A 16,139-nucleotide genomic window follows, 5' to 3' on the forward strand; every position below is an offset into this window, starting at 1 on the left:
GGGGCGCGATCGGGGCGGGCTCCCCGGCGGAAATCCCGCCCCGGGAGCCGGCGGGAGGGGCGTCAGAGGGTCTCGAGGTAGGCGACCAGGTCGTCGATCTGCTCGTCCGACAGGTGGGACGTCTTGCCGTGCCTGTCGCCGCCGCCGCAGATGAGGTTGACGAACCGGTCCTTCAGCGTCGCCGCGCACCCGTCGTGCATGAACGGCGCGCGGGCGCCGATCCGGACCAGCGACGGCACCTGGAAGGCCTTGCCCGTGCCGACGTTGAACGACTCGTTGTTCGTGAGCTGGGCGCCCGCGTGGCAGCTCGCGCAGTCCACGGTCTTGTCGTGGAAGAGGGCTTCGCCGCGCGCCACGGCGTCGGCGCTCGGGGCCGACGACACCGGCGGCGCGGGGAGGCTGTCGATCCACCGGGCGAAGATCTTCACCCGCCGGGGGCCCTGGTGCATGCCGCCCATGCGCCGCTCGAACACCTCGCCCATGATCGCCTCGATGCCGGACATGTCGCCGTCCCAGTGGAACGGCGCGGTGTTGAGGATCCCGCCGCTCACGAACTGGGTGCGCCGCGGCCCGATGGGGTTGAAGACCCAGGTGTGGCCGTCCTCGCCGCCTTCCGGATGGCACGACGCGCACGCCATCGGGCCTGACGCGTTCTTGTGGAACATCTCGTGGCCGGTGTCCTTCCGGCTCTCCCCGGGGAGCGTGATGGTGCGGGGCCTGGAGCCGTCGAGCGCGACCACCTGGAGGGTCGCCGGCTCGCGGGTCTGCACGATCATGGCGCTGCCGGCGAACGCGACGGCGGTGGGCTCGCCGTCCACCGCGATCCGCTGGGACGTCTGATCGCAGGGATCCTCGCCATTGAATTCGAACCCTACGTCCCGGGACAGGCTCACACGGCTGGTCACGAGGACCTCGCTCGTGCCGGCCGCGACGACCGCGTAGGACGCGCCGTCGTTCGAGATCGCCAGATCGACGGGGAGGGTCGCGGACGGGATGGCAGCGGAGACTCTCGTCTGGCCCTCGGACGCCGGCGTCCCGAGCTCCGACACCGTGCTGTGCACGATGCTCCCGTCGCAGCCGCCGGAGCTGTAGCCGCCCTCGACGATCTCGACGGGCGCGACCAGGGCCCGCTGGTGCACCATCGCGACGCCCCCCGTCGGCAGCTTGAGCGTCCGCCAGGCGACGACCGGGGAGAACTGCTGCCCGAACAGGTCGAACTGCGGCGCCGACTGGCGCGCCACGACGCTGCCGTCCCCGTCGACGGTGAGCAGCTGCGCCGAGCGGAACTTGCTGACCAGGAGCCGATCGCCATCCACGACGACGTCGCGCAGGTCGCGCTCGAGCCGCAATGCGCGCGTCGCCGCCCCGGGGCCGGCCGGCAGCGTCACGAGCTCGCCGCCGAGGCAGGCGACGTGGAGCGCGTCTGTCGTGGCATCGTAGGCGATGCCCCTCGGGGCCGGGCACGCCGCGCGCCGGTCGACGATCTTGCCGCTGCCCGCGTCGATCGTGACGATCGCGCCGCCGCGGCGGAGCGCGACGTGGAACCGCCCCGCGTCATCCTCGACGACCCGGCCCGGCTCGTCGCCCTTCTCCAGGACGATCTCCGCGGTCAGCTTCTGCGCCTCGAGATCGACGACCCACACCCGATCGCGATCCGGATCCGAGGCCACCGCCCTGACTGCGCTCTTGCTCACGGCGAGCGTCCCGCCGCTGATCGCTGGCGGCGGCTCTGCCGCGATCGAGACGCTCCCGGGATCATCGACCTGGGGGGGATCGTCCTCTGCGAGCTCCCACGGAGCGCAGGCGGCAAAGGATGATGCGGTCGCCAGGATGGCGAGCATCGGGGACAAGCTGCGGCGCGATGCAAGCAGTCTATGCATGAGGGGCCTCCGGTCCGCCGCCAAGCAAGATGGCGGCCACTTCATTGGATGTTCGGCTATCCGATGGAGCGCTGCAATACGCGTTGCCGTGGAGCGAGCGACGAATTGCTGCCGTCCACAACGCGCTTCGTGGGTACGAGCGGTGCACGGGACGGTGCAGCAGACGGCGATTCACCTCCCGCGCGCCGGCGCAGATGTCCCGGCTGTCATGGCCCACTGCGGCACGGCATGACGAACACGCCAGAGCCCAACGCGGTCACGGTCGCTGCCTGGCGCCCGGCGTGGTCACGGACGCTGCCCGGCGTGTTCACGGACGCTGCCCGGCGCGGTCATGGACCCTTGCGCGCCAGCGGTGAGGCGCGCCGCCGTGGAGCGCGCATGCTGCCGGTCACGCTCGCGAGACGGTGAGCCGAGCGATCGCCGAGGACGATGCGGATGATCGCCTGTGACTTGACGGGTGCTTACGCCGCCCATAAGTGACCGACCGGTCATGAAAAGCACCGCACCCTCGTCTCGACGCAGCATCTCGCTGGCTTCGACGCTCGCCGGGCTGCTCGCCCTCGGGCTCATCGCCTCGCCGGCGGCGGCGCAGCCCGTCGCGCAGCCGCCGGTCGCCCCGCCGCCCGCGCCGGCCCCTCCCGCCGCCGGCTTGCCGCAGCCCGCGCCGGCCCCTCCCGCTGCAGCCCAGCCGGCGGCGCCGAAGGCAGATCCGCTCGCCACCGCGCTCGCGCCGCAGCCTGGGGGGCTGACGCCGGAGGAGGTCGCGAAGGCCACGCTGCGGACGCGCGCGTCGCTGCGCGTCAAGCAGGCCGAGCTCCGCGCGGCGTCAGCCAGGGTCGACCAGGCGATGGTCAACTTCTTCCCACGGGTGACGGCGACGGCGACCTACACGCGCCTCTCCGAGGTCGAGAGCGCAGGGCTCGGCGGCGGGGGCATCGTCGGAGCGCTCAATCAGGGGCCGATCCGGGTCGGCCCGTGCCTGGGCGGCGGGGCCGCCCAGTGTGTCGTCGACAGCGGCGGCGTGCCGGTCCAGGCGACCGCGCTGTCCTTCTCGAGCCCGCTCAACAGCTACTCGCTCACGGCGAACCTCGCCCTGCCCATCTCGGATTACGTGCTCCGCATCTCTCAGGGATACGCCGCCGCGTCCCACGCCGAGAGCGCGAAGAAGCTCGAGCTCCAGGCCGAGACACTGCAGGCTGCGGCCGACGCGAAGATCGCGTTCTTCAACTGGGTCCGCGTGAAGGGGCAGGTCGTCGTCGCAGGTGAGGCCGTGGCCCAGGCCAGGGCCCACGTCGAGGACGCGCGCCGCATCTTCGAGGTGGGGCTGCTCTCGCGGGCCGACGTGCTCCGCCTGGAGGCCCAGGTGGCCAGCGCCGAGCAGCTGCTCAATGAGGCCCAGGCCGCGCTCCTCGTCGCGGACGACCAGATCCGGATCGCGCTCGGCGCCGCGCAGGACCGGCCGCTCTCCCTCGGCATCGACGTGATGGGCGGCGCGCCTGCGAAGCCGCCGGCCGAGGCGCTCCCGGCGCTGTTCCAGGAGGCGCTCCAGCGGCGTCTCGAGATCCGCGCCCTCGACGAGACGCAGTACTCCCTCGAGAAGGCCGAGGCGGTCACGCGGGCCGGCTACTTCCCGCGCGTCGACGCGTTCGCCGATCTCACCTACGCGAACCCGAACCAGCGCATCTTCCCCACGCGGGAGCAGTTCGACCTGACCTGGGCCGCGGGCGTCCGCGCCTCCTGGGTGCTCAACGACGTCTTCACCACCGCGGCTGCGTCGGCCGAGGCGAACGCCCGCACCACGCAGGTCGCCGAGCAGAAGGCTGCGCTGCGCGACGGCCTCCGGCTCGAGGTGGCGTCCGCCTACGCGGAGCTGAGCAAGTCAGCGAGCAGCATCGAGTCCGCCGAGCGCCAGCTCGCGGCGGCCGCAGAGTCGATGCGCGTCCGGTCCGAGCTGTTCCGGGCGGGACGGGCCACGAGCGTCGACGTGGTGGACGCGGAGACCGAGGTCACGCGCGCGCGGCTGCAGCAGCTCAACGCGCGCGTGGGGACGCTCGTCGCGAAGACCCGGCTCGACCACGCGATCGGGCGCGATGCGAACAACGTGAAATGAGCGGGCCGCGCGCGTCTTCTTCGCTTGCGCGGCCCTGCTGGCCGGAGTAGGGAAGGCGTGCGCCGCTGCAGCGCGGGTTCCTGCGGCGCTCCCGCGGGCATCGCCCGCACCATCCTCACCGGCCGAGGCAGCGCGTCCATGGTGCGCGCCCGGTCCGCCCGTCATGACGGAGCTTGCGCTCATCCTCAGCGGCGGCCTGATCGGGCTCGCCTTTGCGGCCTACCTCGCTCGCTGGGTCGTCGCGCGACCCGCGGTCGAGCCTGAGATGCAGCGCGTGGCCGCGCTCGTCCAGGGGGTCGCCGAGGCGTATTTTCGCCGCCAGAGCAGCGTGATCGCCGCGGTCTCCGCGATGCTCGGGGGCGCCATCTTCCTCGCGTACGGCCTCCTCCGGCGCGCGGGGGAGAACAACCCGGTGCCGGCGCTGGAGCTCGGGGTGTGGCTCACGCTCTCGTTCGCGGTCGGGGCGGCAAGCGCCGTCGCGACGGGCCGGGTCGCGACGTGGATCGCGCCGCGCACCAGCGTTCGCGCGGCGAGCGGCGCCCGCCGCTCGCTCGATCTCGCCCTCCAGATCGCGCTCCGCGGCGGGGCCGTTTCAGGGCTCTTCGTCGCGAGCGCGAGCCTTCTCGGCCTCGGTGGCCTGTTCGCCGCGGTCCTCGCGTTCCGGGGCGGCTTCGGGGCCGAGCCGGCCGAGGCGCTCGCGCTCGCGCCGACCATCCCCTGGGTCATCGCCGGCTACCCCCTCGGCGCCTCCTTCGCGGCCCTGATGGCGCAGCTCGGCGGCGGCACGTTCTCCAAGGCGGCCGACGTCGGCGCGGACCTCGCGGGCGCGGAGGTCGGGCTCGACGAGGACGACCTGCAGAACCCCGCCACGATCGTCGACCTGGCGGGCGACATGGTCGGCGACTGCGCCGGGCGCGCGGCCGGCGTGTTCGCCTCGACCGTCACGGAGAACGCGGGCGCCATGGTGGTCGGCGCCATGCTCTTCCGCAACAACGCCGGGCTCCCGAGCGCCCTCGCGGTCGTGCTCTTCCCGCTGGTCAGCCGCGCCTTCGGCCTCATCGCGACGCTCTTCGGCGTGATGGTCGTCAAGACCGACGACCGGGAGGACGCCTTCAACGCCCTCGTCCGCGGGCTCTATGTCACGGCCATCCTGCACGCCGTCGGGATCGCCGGGGCCGCCAAGTGGCTGCTCGGCGCCCACTGGTTCGTCTTCTTCGCGTGCGGCGTCATCGGCATCGTGACGGGCGTGTGCGTGCTGCACGTCACGCAGTACTACACCGAGCAGCGGCATCGCCCGGTGCGCGAGCTCGCCGAGGCGGCGCGCAGCGGCTCCGCGATGGCGGTGCTGCGCGGGCTCGCCATCGGCCTGGAGAGCTCGGTGCTCCCGCTCCTGGTCGTCGTCGGCGCGACCTTCGGCTCCTACCTGCTCGGCGCCCGCTCCGGGCTCGCCGGGGGAGGCCTGTTCGGCACCGCGGTGGCCACCATGGGAATGCTGGGCACCGCCGGGTACGTCCTGGCGATGGACGCGTTCGGCCCCATCGTGGACAACGCCGGCGGCATCGTCGCCGTGACGGTCGCCCGCGAGCGGCCGGACGTGCGAGGCCGCACCCTCGTGCTGGACGCGGTCGGCAACACGACGAAGGCGCTCACGAAGGCGTACACGGCCGGGGTGGCAGCGCTCGCCTCGCTGCTCCTGGTCGCCGGCTACCTCGACGAGTCCCGCCGGCGCGCGCTGACGTTGAGCGCGCCGGGCAGCGGCGAGGCGGCTTCCATGGTCGTGCGCCTCGACCACCCCGAGGTCTACCTCGGCGCGCTGGTCGGGATTCTCCTTGTCTTCTGGCTGGCGGGCCGCTGTATCCGCAACGTGCTCCAGGCCGGCCGCCGCGTCCTCGACGAGGTGCGGCGCCAGGCACGAGCTCGCCCGCCGGGCTTCGTCGGCGACCACGAGCCCTGCGTCGAGATGGTCTCGCAGGCCGCGCTACGCCACATGATCGCGCCAGCCCTGGTGTCGGCGGCGGTGCCCGTCGTCGTGGGACTTGCCTTGCGCTTTGCAAGGACGGAAGATAATCCTCTGGCCGCGGCGGATTCAGTCGCGGCCCTGATCATGGCCGGGACGGTCGCAGGCGTCCTCGGGTCGCTCTTCTTGGGGAATACCGGGGCGATCTGGGACAATGCGAGGCAGTACATCGCGACCGGCGCGCACGGCGGGCGCTACCTTGTCGACGAGACCGGGGCGCGAGCGGACAACCCCACCTACGGCGCCGCCGTCGTTGGCGACACGATCGGCGATCCCCTCAAGGATGTGGCCGGTCCCGCGATCCATGTGCTCATCAAGATGCTTCCCGCCGTGACCATCGTGTTCTTGCCGTTCTTCATCTGATGCCGGTTCTTCATCCAGCGGGATCCGCCAGCGGTCCCGTCCACCCGACCCCTCCCGGCGAATTGCCGCCGCACCTGTATCCCGAGCCCACGACGTGCCGCCTCCGATCTCCGACGCACTCTCAACCCTCAGCGATCGTGGCCTGCGAAGGCTCCTTGGCGCCCGCACCTTCCTCCGCGGGCTGGAGTACTTCCGCCGCCGTGTCGTCGAGGACATCTCCATCAACGAGACGATGGCGAGCGGCACCGTCCGCGCTGCCGACTCCGAGCCGTATCCCGTCAAGGTGGAGCTCTCGCCCGATGGCATCCAGTCCCAGTGCTCCTGCCCGGCATTCCAGAAGGCCGGACAGCATTGCAAGCACGTCGCGGCGCTGCTCATCAGCATCCGCGACCAGGCTCGCGGCGCGCAGCCCCGGCGCGAGCCGCCGATCCCGGCCCTCGTCCCGCAGACCGCCCACGCCGGCGGTGACGCCCTGAAGCGCGTGCGCCGTCGTGACCGCCGCGGGCGGCTGGCGATCACGCCGCCGGTTCCTGTCCCCACCGTCGTCGGGACCCACGGGCCGCCGGGCTCCGCCGTCGCCGCCTTCACGGCGCCGGTCCTGGACGCCACGGCCAAGCAGACCGGCATCGGCGCCTGGCTCCCGCCCGAGGGGGTCACCGGCGCCCGTCGCGTCGAGTTCCGCCTCCACGTTCGGCAGGGGGCGCTGACCGTCACCGTGCTCGACGCCGAGGCGCGCGTCCCGGTGCTGCCCTCCGCGGCGCTCGCCTGGCAGGCGCTCTACCCGACGCCCGATCGCGACGCGCTCCGGCTGCTCGCCCGGTTCGAGAGCGGCAACCCGCGCCACCCTGCCGTCGACATCCGCGGCGAGGACGTGGCCGAGCTGCTCCCGCTGCTGGAAGGCCAGCGCGTGCTCCTCGAGCCGGCGCTGATGCAGCTGCGCTTCGGCGAGGACAGCCTGCGGCCGCGCTTCGATCTCGAGACCGTCGGCGGCGACACCATCATCGTGAAGGCGAGCTTCGAGCGCGGGAACGACAAGCGCCGCTTCTCTCTCCTTCAGGGCGGGTGGTTCGAGGGCTGGCCGGGCTGGCACATCGACACGCAGGAGGGGATCGCGCGCCGCATCGACAAGCGCGTCTCCCCCGCGGCGATGCGCCGCCTGCTCCGCTCGCCGACCATCGGCGAGCCGATGAGCGAGCTGCCCCGCATCATCATGCAGGGGCTGCCCAAGATCGCGCTCGAGGTAGGCGCGGAGCTGCCCGATCTGAACCAGATCGCCGAGGTCGTCGACCTCGTGCCCACGTTCCGCATGCGCGCGGGCGGCTCGCTGATCGAGGCGCGCGTCACGCTGTTCGCCGCGTACGGCGACGCGGAGGTCGCCGTGCGCGCCGACGGCATCTCTCCCCCGATCCTCGTGCAGCCGCCCGAGGAGGGGATGAAGCGCGCCCGCTGTATCCGCGTGGACATCGCCGCGCAGCAGGAGGCGGCGGGCAAGCTGCTCGCCCTCGGGCTCAGGTCCGACGAGACCGGCCAGGGCTTCATCGCGAACGGCGACCACGCGCTCACCTTCTGGACCGAGGGCCTCGCCGAGCTCCCCGACGACTGGGACCTCTTCGTCCCGGAGGATCTCGTCGACACGCAGGTGCGCAGCAAGCCGATCGGCATGTTCGCGAAGGTCACCTCGGGGATGGACTGGCTGAACGTCAAGGTCAGCTTCGAGAGCGAGGGCGTCGGCGTCGATCGCGACGAGCTGCGCCGCTGTCTCGCCGAGGGCAAGCGCTACGTCCGCCTCGAGGATGGCTCGTTCGCCGCGTTCGACCCCGATGCCGTCCGCGCGATGCTCGATCGCGAGGTCGAGCTGATGACGACCGCGGGCAAGAACGGCCGGCTGCCGCTGGCCCAGGCCGGGCGGGTGCACGAGCTGCTCCAGCACGCGAGCGGCTCGAACGTGACCGCCTCCGCGCGCGAGCTCTTCCACAAGCTCAGCAACATCGACGACATCGGCAGCACCAAGCGGCCCCGGAACCTGAAGGCGACGCTGCGTCCCTACCAGGAGGCCGGCCTGTCATGGCTGAAGTTCATCCATGACATCGGCTCGGGCGGCGTGCTCGCCGACGACATGGGCCTCGGCAAGACGGTCCAGACGATCGCCCTCCTGCTCGCCGTCAAGCAGGAGGAGAAGCACATGCGCGCGCTGATCGTCGCCCCGACGAGCGTCGTGACGAACTGGGAGCGCGAGCTCGCCCGGTTCTCTCCCTCGCTCTCGGTCGCCCTCTGGCACGGCGCCGACCGCAAGGACCAGATCGACGAGGTGAAGGCCGCCGAGGTGGTCATCACGAGCTACGCGCTCCTCCGTCGCGACGAGGACTTCCTCGCGCAGCTCGACCTGAGCTACGCCATCCTCGACGAGGCGCAGCACATCAAGAACCCGATGAGCGCCACCGCCGCCGCGGCCAAGCGGCTCCGCGCGAAGCGCCGGCTCGCCCTCACCGGCACGCCCATCGAGAACCGGCTGTCGGAGATCTGGTCGATCTTCGACTTCGTCTCGCCGGGCTTGCTCGGCTCGCTCGACAAGTTCGAGGCCCGCTTCTCGCGGCCGATCGAGGCGGGCGACTACAAGACCGCGCAGCGGCTCCGCGCCGTGATCCATCCGTTCATCCTGCGGCGCACGAAGCAGGAGGTCGCCAAGGACCTGCCGGAGAAGATCGAGATGGACCAGATCTGCGATCTCACCGGCGAGCAGCGGGCGCTCTACATGCAGGTCGCGCGCGAGGTGCGGGCGCAGGTCCTCGGCGAGGTCGAGCGCGTCGGGCTCGCGAAGAGCCAGCTGCAGATCCTCGCCGGCCTCACCCGCCTCCGGCAGGCGGCCTGCGATCCGCGGCTGCTCGGCCTGCCGCGCGAGTTCGGCGACGACGACTCGGGCAAGCTCGTCGCGGTGCGCGAGCTCATCTCGAACGCGGTCGAGGGCGGGCACAAGGTCCTCGTCTTCAGCCAGTTCGTGATGATGCTGAGGCTCATCGAGAAGGCGATGAAGGAGGACGGCGTCACCTACGAGTACCTCGACGGCTCCACGAAGGACCGGGCGGAGCGCGTCGAGCGCTTCCAGAGCGATCCGAGCGTGCCGGTCTTCCTCATCAGCCTCAAGGCGGGCGGCACCGGCCTGAACCTGACGGCGGCCGATACGGTGATCCACTTCGATCCGTGGTGGAACCCCGCCGTCGAGCAGCAGGCCACCGACCGCGCCCACCGCATCGGGCAGACGAAGGTGGTCACCGCTTACCGGCTCATCGCCGCCGGCACGATCGAGGAGAAGATCCTGCTGCTCAAGGACAAGAAGCGTCAGCTCGTCGCCTCTGTCCTCAGCGAGGACGCCGGCGGCGCCAAGAAGCTCACCAAGGCCGACCTGGAAGAGCTGTTCGCGGTGGACTGAGAGACGGCCGACAGGCGCGCCGGGGGGGAGCGCGCCGTCGTCGGACCTCCACGCTGATCCAGCTGAGCAGCGCGCACTGTGTCGCAGCGCGCACCGCGCCGCAGCGCACGCCACGCCACAACGCGCGCCGAGCGGCGAGGGGCTCCGGTGCGCGGAGCCCGGTGCGGCGTAGGGTCATGTGGGCGGCCACCGTCGGTGGCCCATGACGCAGGGCAGGGGAGGGGGCGGCGTGTGCTTTTTGTCGCCGCCAGGCGGGGAGGCGGCTACTGCTTGGTGCCGCCGCTCAGGACCATGAGGTGGTACTTGCCGAACTCGCTCTGCCCGAGGGTGAACAGGACCTCGATCAGCAGGCGGTACGGCGTTGTCGCGTCGGCCACGATGATCGCCTCGGACGACGACGGGTCGAGCCCCTTCGCCGCGCGGATGGCCTTGTCCGTCTCGCGCGCGTGAGAGAGCGCGTTCGCGAGCGGCACGATGTAGAGGTCGTTGGGCCCGCTGCGCTTGTACTTCGCGTCGACGCCGGACTGGGCGAGCTGCTCGCGGTTGGGCAGCACGACGATCGGGGTCGGATCCTCGCCCACCAGGATCTGCGACTTCGAGACGATGACGACCACGCCCTCCTGCGAGGGCTCGGCCTGCATCACCGACTTCGGCAGGGTGAGGTCCTTGGACTGCGGGATGGATGCCGCCGACGATCCCACGCTCTTCAGCAAGAAGACGAGGATGATAGTCATCAGGTCGAGCATCGCGGTGATGTTCAGGAAGTCGATCTCGGGCTCCCGCCGATTCCGGCGGATCGCCTTCCTGAGGGCCGCCTTGTAGCGGACGATGCTCGCCTTCGGCTGCGGCGTACGGGGCGGATCGGCGCTCATCGGGCCACTCCGAAGTGGACCTCCGGGAACAGCACCTCCCCGTCGACGCTCCTCAGCGCGTCCATCACGTCGATGATCGTCTTGTAGTCGATGCCCGGGTTCGCCGTGATCGTCACCTGCGTCTCCTCGTTGAACTCGGGGCGGGCGTTCTTGAGGCGCTTCGCGCACGCCGTGAGGGCGGGATAGTCATAGCTGTCGTTCGCCTTCGGCACCGTGACGCCGCTGCCCACGTCCTGGCAGCCCGTCGCGATGTTGCCGCTCGACGTCTTCAGCGAGATCCCCTGGCTGGTGATGAACGCGGAGAGGTTCAGCGCCTTGCTGGAGAGCTCGCTGCGCACCTTGCCCCCGCCGATCGACGGCGGCGTCGTGTCGATCGACGACACGAATGTCACCGAGACGCTGGCGAGCACGAAGATGAGGATGTTCGTGATGATGTCGAGGTACGGAACGACATTGAGCTCGCCGGCCTCCTCCCCGGCTTCGGGATCCTTGGGCTGCGAGAGGCGCCGGATCTTGGATCGCTGCGCCGAGCTGAGCGGGACGTCTTGCGGGGCCGCCATGGGCTAGTAGCCAGGCTTGCTGCTGATCGTGAGCAGGTTGAAGACGCGCTCCGTGGTCGCCTCAAGATCGTGCTGGATGTTCTTGGAGCGGGTGTGGAGCAGGACGTGCGCGATCATGCACACGACGGCGATCGCGAGGCCGAACGCCGTGTTGTACATGGCCTCCGCGATGCCGTTCGAGAGCATCCGCTGCTTGTCGGCCTGCGAGAGGCCCTGGGCGGCGATGGACGCGAACGTGTTGATGAGGCCGGAGACCGTGCCGATGAGGCCGATGAGCGTCGCGATGTTCGCGAGCGACCAGAGCGCGCCGATGCGCTTCTCCACGGCGGGCTTGAGCTCCGACAGCTTCTCGCTGAGGGCGGCGTCGATCTCGTCGGCGCCCTTGTTCGCGTGGGTGAGGCCGGCCTTGACGAGCTGCAGGATGGGGTAATCGCTGGCGTCGCAGAGCTTGATGGCGCGGTCGATGTTGCCGGCCGCCACCAGCTTTTTGACCTGCGCGAAGAACTCCTTGGAGTTCACGCGGTAGCGTCCCAGCTGGAACGCGGTTCGCTCGATGATGATCGTCACCACGACCGCCGAGACGACCAGGTTCGCGATCAGGAAGGTCGGATTGTGCTTGATGGCCTCCCACATCCCACCTTCGCCACCACCCTCGGCCGCCAACATCAGCAGATGACGCATCCTCGCAGTCCCTTTCTCAGCGTCGTCAGAAGCCCGACAATCTCTAGGCGCGGCGACTATAACTGCCGCCCGATCCCGTGTGCAAGCTCGGCGATGCGGCAGGGACCTGCGGCGAGAGGCCAGGATCCGCGAAAATCCCGGCAAAAATTGGCGTGCGCTCCGCGGCGAGCCCTCGCCGTCCGCGGCCGAGCGCGTACGGAGCGCCCTGAACCGGGCCGATCCCCCCGGCCACGCCGTCGTGCTCGACCGCCCTCGCGTCCGCTCGCCTGCCGAGCCCGAGCGCTCGTGGTCGGGTGACGCTGCTCGCACTGCCGCGGTGCGCTGTCGTGTCCGCCCCCCTGACCGCGGCGCCGCGTCCCCCGAGGCCCGCGGGCTCTGCTGCCGGCCCGCCCGCTCGGCTCGCGCCGGATCGTGTCATAACCCTGCGATTGTTGTAAAGTTTTGCCCGCATCAGAGCGCTCAGGTGTGGCCAAATCTCTCTTGACGGCGCCGGGTCTCAATCGCGAAGATGCGCGAGTCCCCCGGGCGCAGCGGCGTATCTTGCCCACGAGAAGGCGGCGCGCCTTGCGGTAAACGGGGGGGAGCCGCGCCTGGGGTCACGAAGCGGCCCTGGCGTGACGACGTGAAGTCAGTCTTGGACGACAGGTGAGAGAGCTGGGGCGGCGCCGGGGCGCCGGCACCAGGAGAGACGATCAGGACTCTTGCAGAGGTCAGCGCCGCTCGGTTAGCGTCCCGTGGCATCTCGCCAGAGAGCGACAGGAGCACGCCGTCCACGGCCAGCGCCGCCAAGCGAAAAAGGCCTCTCATCCGTTGTTACGTGTGAGCGAAAGACTGCCGCCCCTCGGCAACACGAGTCTGACAAAGGGAACCGATCGAGTTGCGCGAAACCTCATCCCGGGGACGCGAGGCGAACTGGAGGACAGAAGCAATGCACGGAGCGTATGAAGCTTTCAAAGAGGGTGGGTGGGGTATGTGGCCCATCCTGTTCTGGTCGATCCTCACGATCGGCATCATTGTCGAGCGCGCCCTCTACCTGTTCGGCTCGTCGATCAACAAGGACGTCTTCCTCGCCACCATGCAGAAGTGCATCCTGGCGGGCGACGTCGCCAAGGCTGTGAAGATGTGTTCCGCGGCGAACGCCCCGCTCGCGCGCATCGTCCAGGCCGGCCTCGTCAAGGTGAACCGCCCCGACGAGGAGGTCCAGGCGGCCATGGATGAGGCGGCTCTCCGCGAGCTGCCGAAGATCTCGGCGCGCACCTCGTACCTCGCGCTGCTCGCGAACCTCGCGATGCTCTCCGGCCTGCTCGGGACCGTGACGGGCCTCATCAAGTCCTTCGGCTCCGTCGCCGGCGAGTCGGTCGACCCGAGCCAGAAGGCTCGCGTGCTCGCCCTCGGCATCTCCGAGGCCATGAACTGCACCGCCTTCGGCCTCGGCGTGGCCATCATCGGCCTCATCGGCTTCGCCGTGCTGAACGGCAAGACGCAGCACATCGAGGACGACATCAACGAGGCATCGGTGCAGATCCTCAACCTCGTCGTCGCGAACCGCCAGAAGGTGAATGTCGCAGCGGTAGGTCAGGCGGCGGCCTGATGGTCCTCGGCGGGCCCAGGTCGTCGAGCGCCCCTCGCGAGCGCTTCCACCTGGGCCCGCTCTCTCGCCTCGAAGCCCCGGACGGCGGCTCGCGCCGCCGGGGCCCCGGGAACTTCGGAAGAACGACGAAGTCAGACCCAGCATGGTGCCCCACCGCGAGCTGCGGGCAGGGCGTTCCCCGGAACAACTTGGATAGGTGAGCTCAGGCTCACGTTGGGAAGGCAATATGGGCGGCGTAGACGTCGGCGACGGTGGTGGCAAGAAGCGGTCGACGAACAGCGATATCAACATGATCCCGTTCATCGACCTGCTGATGGTCACGATTGCATTCCTGTTGATCACGGCGGTCTGGGTCACCAATTCGCGCATGAACGCGGACGCCCAGGTCCCTGGCCCTCCGGATCCGAACAAGGAGCTCACGCCGCAGACGCCGGAGAAGGTGCTGAACCTTCACATCGGCGAGAGCGAGTTCGGGCTCGTGTGGAAGCAGGGCGCGACGGTGGTCAACGAGGTCAAGGTGAACAAGTCGCCCGTCGAGATCGGCGACCCGTCCTCGAAGATCATCCGTTACCCCGAGCTCGCGAAGCGGATCGAGGAGGAGTGGAAGACCCACGGCGGCCACCGCGACCCGAGCGACAAGAAGCTCGACCAGGCCATCCTCCACACGGACAACCGCACGCCGTTCAAGGAGATCGTCGCGGTGCTCGACGCGCTCTACGCGCCGAAGCGCGAGATGCGGCTGCCCGACGGGAACAAGCAGGTCCCCGTGTTCAACATGACGTTCTCGGTCCGGTGAGGCAGGAGCGCGCACATGGATAGGTTCAACCCGAAGCATCACAAGAACCCCCACGCTCACGTGATCCACCAGCCGGGCCGCCGGCTGATGAAGGGCGTCCCGCTGCGGTTCGTGTGGAACAAGGTGTCCGGGCACGGCGCCCGCAGCCCGAACGCGGGGCTCAACCTCGTGAGCTTCATCGACTTCCTCGTCGTGACCGTGATCTTCCTCCTGATGTCCTTCTCGGCGTCGGGCGAGATCGCCGTCGACAAGAACGTCAAGCTCCCGAAGGCGGAGAACGTCGAAGACGTCATCGACGCGCCGATGGTCGCCGTGAACGGCAACCAGATCCTCGTCGACGGCGCCCTGGCCGGGTCGACCCGCGCGATCGAGGAGCTCGGGCGCATGCAGAAGATCGACGAGCTCTTCAACCTGCTCAAGAACAAGCGCGAGCTGTGGAAGCAGGTGCAGCCGAACAAGCCGTTCCCGGGCGTGTGCATCCTCCAGGTGGATCAGAACGTGCCCGCGCTGGTCGTGAAGAGCGTGTTCCAGACCGCGGCGTTCGCCGGTTACCCGAACGTCAGCTTCATGGTCAGCAAGCTCCCGAAGTCGAATTGACCCTCGCTTCTTGACCTAATCGAGCAGAGTAAGGATGGGGCGCGCTGGGCGGTGCCTGGCGGCCCCGGTCACCATCGAACGTGGTGGCTCCGGCGGCGCGATCGGCGCAACCTTCCGCTCCGCGCGGCTCGCGCGGAGGAGGCTGCCCTGCCGGCGTGCTCGGCCGGTGCCTCCTGCGTGGAGCCTCTCCTATGTCCTCTGAACAGCCGCCCCGCGAACGCGGCTTGTCGTCGGTCTACAAGGCGCGGGAGGCGCGCACCAAGATGCGCTGGCCCCCGGCGAAGTTCTGGGGTTACACGGCGCTCCTCCTCGCGGTCTCGTTCATCCTGCACTGGAAGTGGTCCCAGGGGCAGATCGAGAGCGCTCGCCAGAAGCTGATGGCGCGCCAGCGCGCCGTCGCGGTGGAGCTCGGCCCGCGCTGGATCCCGATGCGCGAGCGCGTGGAGGGCTGGACCCTCGAGCTGGCGCGGGGCGCCGGGCCAGAGCTCGTGGATCGCGAGGCGCTCAAGGCGTGGAATTTCCGTGAGCTTGCGGGGATTTACCTGCGGCTCCGGGTGGACGAGGCGACGAGCGTCGAGGCCGTCCGGAAGAACGCGCAGCAGTCGCTCCGCGACGCGTTCACCGCGTGCCTGTTGCGGGTGCCGAACCCGAACCCGCTGGCGGGCGCGGAGTGCAAGCGCACGCGGGATTGCCCCGCTGGCGAGTACTGCAACGAGGCCGAGCGCTGCTCCCGACCCGCGCAGCCGTTCAACCTGCGCGTCGCCTACCGGACGATGCACGTCCTCTCGGACGAGTGGGTGCGCGACGCGCAGGACGCCTCGAGCGAGCTCCGCCTGCGACTCCTGGAGTCCAGCTTCGACGACACGATGCGGGACGACGTGCCGCTCGCGGCGGAGCTCCTCACGCGGGCGCAGTACTACCTGCTCGTGCTCGACGAGCCCGTCGAGGGCGCGACGACCACCGAGGCGCTGCTCGGGATGCCGCACATGGCGCGGGTCGGTGTCTGGCGGCTGTCGGACGGCAAGCCCATCCTGCGGGTGCGCCGGGAAGCCAGCGGCAACCTCATCGGCGGAACGCCCTCGGTCGAAGGGGGTGTGCTCGAGGCGCGGCAGCGCCAGGCGAACAGCTGCGCGCTGGCGCTCTCCGTCCGCGAGGCGATGGGCGACACGACCGCGGCCGTCGCCGAGCCGCAGTGAGGACGCGCAGCGGCGCGGCGTGAGCGTCGCGGGGCAGCGCTCCGCGATG

General features: G+C 70.2%; 11 protein-coding genes. 7 read left to right on the forward strand and 4 right to left on the reverse strand.

The window, feature by feature from the left end:
• Positions 1-62: 62 nt before the first annotated feature.
• Entirely contained in the window at positions 63-1,841 is a 1,779-nt protein-coding gene (locus WME85_RS17880) for a c-type cytochrome (protein ID WP_437839767.1), read from the reverse strand.
• A gap of 529 nt (positions 1,842-2,370) precedes the next feature.
• Here WME85_RS17880 and WME85_RS17885 point away from each other — a divergent pair.
• The 3 genes from WME85_RS17885 to WME85_RS17895 all read left to right on the forward strand — a co-directional run bounded on the left by WME85_RS17885 (position 2,371) and on the right by WME85_RS17895 (position 9,797).
• A complete protein-coding gene (locus tag WME85_RS17885) occupies positions 2,371-3,990 on the forward strand; it encodes a TolC family protein (protein ID WP_437839768.1) in 1,620 nt (539 codons plus the stop codon).
• A 163-nt stretch (positions 3,991-4,153) separates the two neighbouring features.
• Entirely contained in the window at positions 4,154-6,370 is a 2,217-nt protein-coding gene (locus WME85_RS17890; RefSeq protein WP_437839770.1) for a sodium-translocating pyrophosphatase, read from the forward strand.
• Positions 6,371-6,464: 94 nt separating this feature from the next.
• A complete protein-coding gene (locus WME85_RS17895; RefSeq protein WP_437839772.1) occupies positions 6,465-9,797 on the forward strand; it encodes an SNF2-related protein in 3,333 nt (1,110 codons plus the stop codon).
• A gap of 263 nt (positions 9,798-10,060) precedes the next feature.
• On the opposite strand, the gene WME85_RS17900 is transcribed toward WME85_RS17895, so the two are convergent.
• From WME85_RS17900 to WME85_RS17910, 3 genes are read right to left on the reverse strand one after another with little or no spacing between them, the layout of a single operon-like run.
• Positions 10,061-10,669, reverse strand: a complete 609-nt coding sequence (locus WME85_RS17900; RefSeq protein ID WP_437310552.1) for an ExbD/TolR family protein — start codon at positions 10,667-10,669, stop codon at positions 10,061-10,063.
• Positions 10,666-11,229: an ExbD/TolR family protein gene (locus WME85_RS17905; protein ID WP_437839774.1), complete on the reverse strand. Its 564-nt coding sequence runs from the start codon at positions 11,227-11,229 to the stop codon at positions 10,666-10,668. The genes WME85_RS17900 and WME85_RS17905 overlap by 4 nt, the downstream gene beginning before the upstream one ends.
• A 3-nt stretch (positions 11,230-11,232) precedes the next feature.
• Entirely contained in the window at positions 11,233-11,895 is a 663-nt protein-coding gene (locus WME85_RS17910) for a MotA/TolQ/ExbB proton channel family protein (RefSeq protein WP_434047396.1), read from the reverse strand.
• 985 nt (positions 11,896-12,880) lie between these two features.
• Between WME85_RS17910 and WME85_RS17915 the strand changes: the two genes are divergently transcribed.
• From WME85_RS17915 to WME85_RS17930, 4 genes are all read left to right on the forward strand, one after another.
• Positions 12,881-13,501 (forward strand): MotA/TolQ/ExbB proton channel family protein, encoded by a 621-nt coding sequence (locus WME85_RS17915; RefSeq protein WP_231864858.1) that lies wholly within the window; start codon positions 12,881-12,883, stop codon positions 13,499-13,501.
• Positions 13,502-13,727: 226 nt separating this feature from the next.
• Entirely contained in the window at positions 13,728-14,297 is a 570-nt protein-coding gene (locus WME85_RS17920; protein WP_437759263.1) for an ExbD/TolR family protein, read from the forward strand.
• Between the two features lie 15 nt (positions 14,298-14,312).
• Positions 14,313-14,894 carry an ExbD/TolR family protein gene (locus tag WME85_RS17925; RefSeq protein ID WP_437310554.1) on the forward strand — a complete coding sequence of 194 codons (582 nt, stop codon included), beginning with the start codon at positions 14,313-14,315 and terminating at the stop codon, positions 14,892-14,894.
• 191 nt (positions 14,895-15,085) lie between these two features.
• Positions 15,086-16,090: a hypothetical protein gene (locus tag WME85_RS17930; protein ID WP_437839776.1), complete on the forward strand. Its 1,005-nt coding sequence runs from the start codon at positions 15,086-15,088 to the stop codon at positions 16,088-16,090.
• Positions 16,091-16,139 lie beyond the last annotated feature (49 nt).

Origin of the sequence: Sorangium sp. So ce1153 (assembly GCF_051521595.1) — a bacterium.
Taxonomy (GTDB): Bacteria; Myxococcota_A; Polyangia; order Polyangiales; family Polyangiaceae; genus Sorangium.

Excerpts from the sequence above, each read along its gene's own strand:
- WME85_RS17880 (WP_437839767.1), bottom strand. The coding sequence starts at position 1,841 with ATGCTCGCCATCCTGGCGACCGCATCATCCTTTGCCGCCTGCGCTCCG.
- WME85_RS17885 (WP_437839768.1), top strand. The coding sequence starts at position 2,371 with ATGAAAAGCACCGCACCCTCGTCTCGACGCAGCATCTCGCTGGCTTCG.
- WME85_RS17890 (WP_437839770.1), top strand. The coding sequence starts at position 4,154 with ATGACGGAGCTTGCGCTCATCCTCAGCGGCGGCCTGATCGGGCTCGCC.
- WME85_RS17900 (WP_437310552.1), bottom strand. The coding sequence starts at position 10,669 with ATGAGCGCCGATCCGCCCCGTACGCCGCAGCCGAAGGCGAGCATCGTC.
- WME85_RS17905 (WP_437839774.1), bottom strand. The coding sequence starts at position 11,229 with ATGGCGGCCCCGCAAGACGTCCCGCTCAGCTCGGCGCAGCGATCCAAG.
- WME85_RS17910 (WP_434047396.1), bottom strand. The coding sequence starts at position 11,895 with ATGTTGGCGGCCGAGGGTGGTGGCGAAGGTGGGATGTGGGAGGCCATC.
- WME85_RS17915 (WP_231864858.1), top strand. The coding sequence starts at position 12,881 with ATGTGGCCCATCCTGTTCTGGTCGATCCTCACGATCGGCATCATTGTC.
- WME85_RS17920 (WP_437759263.1), top strand. The coding sequence starts at position 13,728 with ATGGGCGGCGTAGACGTCGGCGACGGTGGTGGCAAGAAGCGGTCGACG.
- WME85_RS17925 (WP_437310554.1), top strand. The coding sequence starts at position 14,313 with ATGGATAGGTTCAACCCGAAGCATCACAAGAACCCCCACGCTCACGTG.
- WME85_RS17930 (WP_437839776.1), top strand. The coding sequence starts at position 15,086 with ATGTCCTCTGAACAGCCGCCCCGCGAACGCGGCTTGTCGTCGGTCTAC.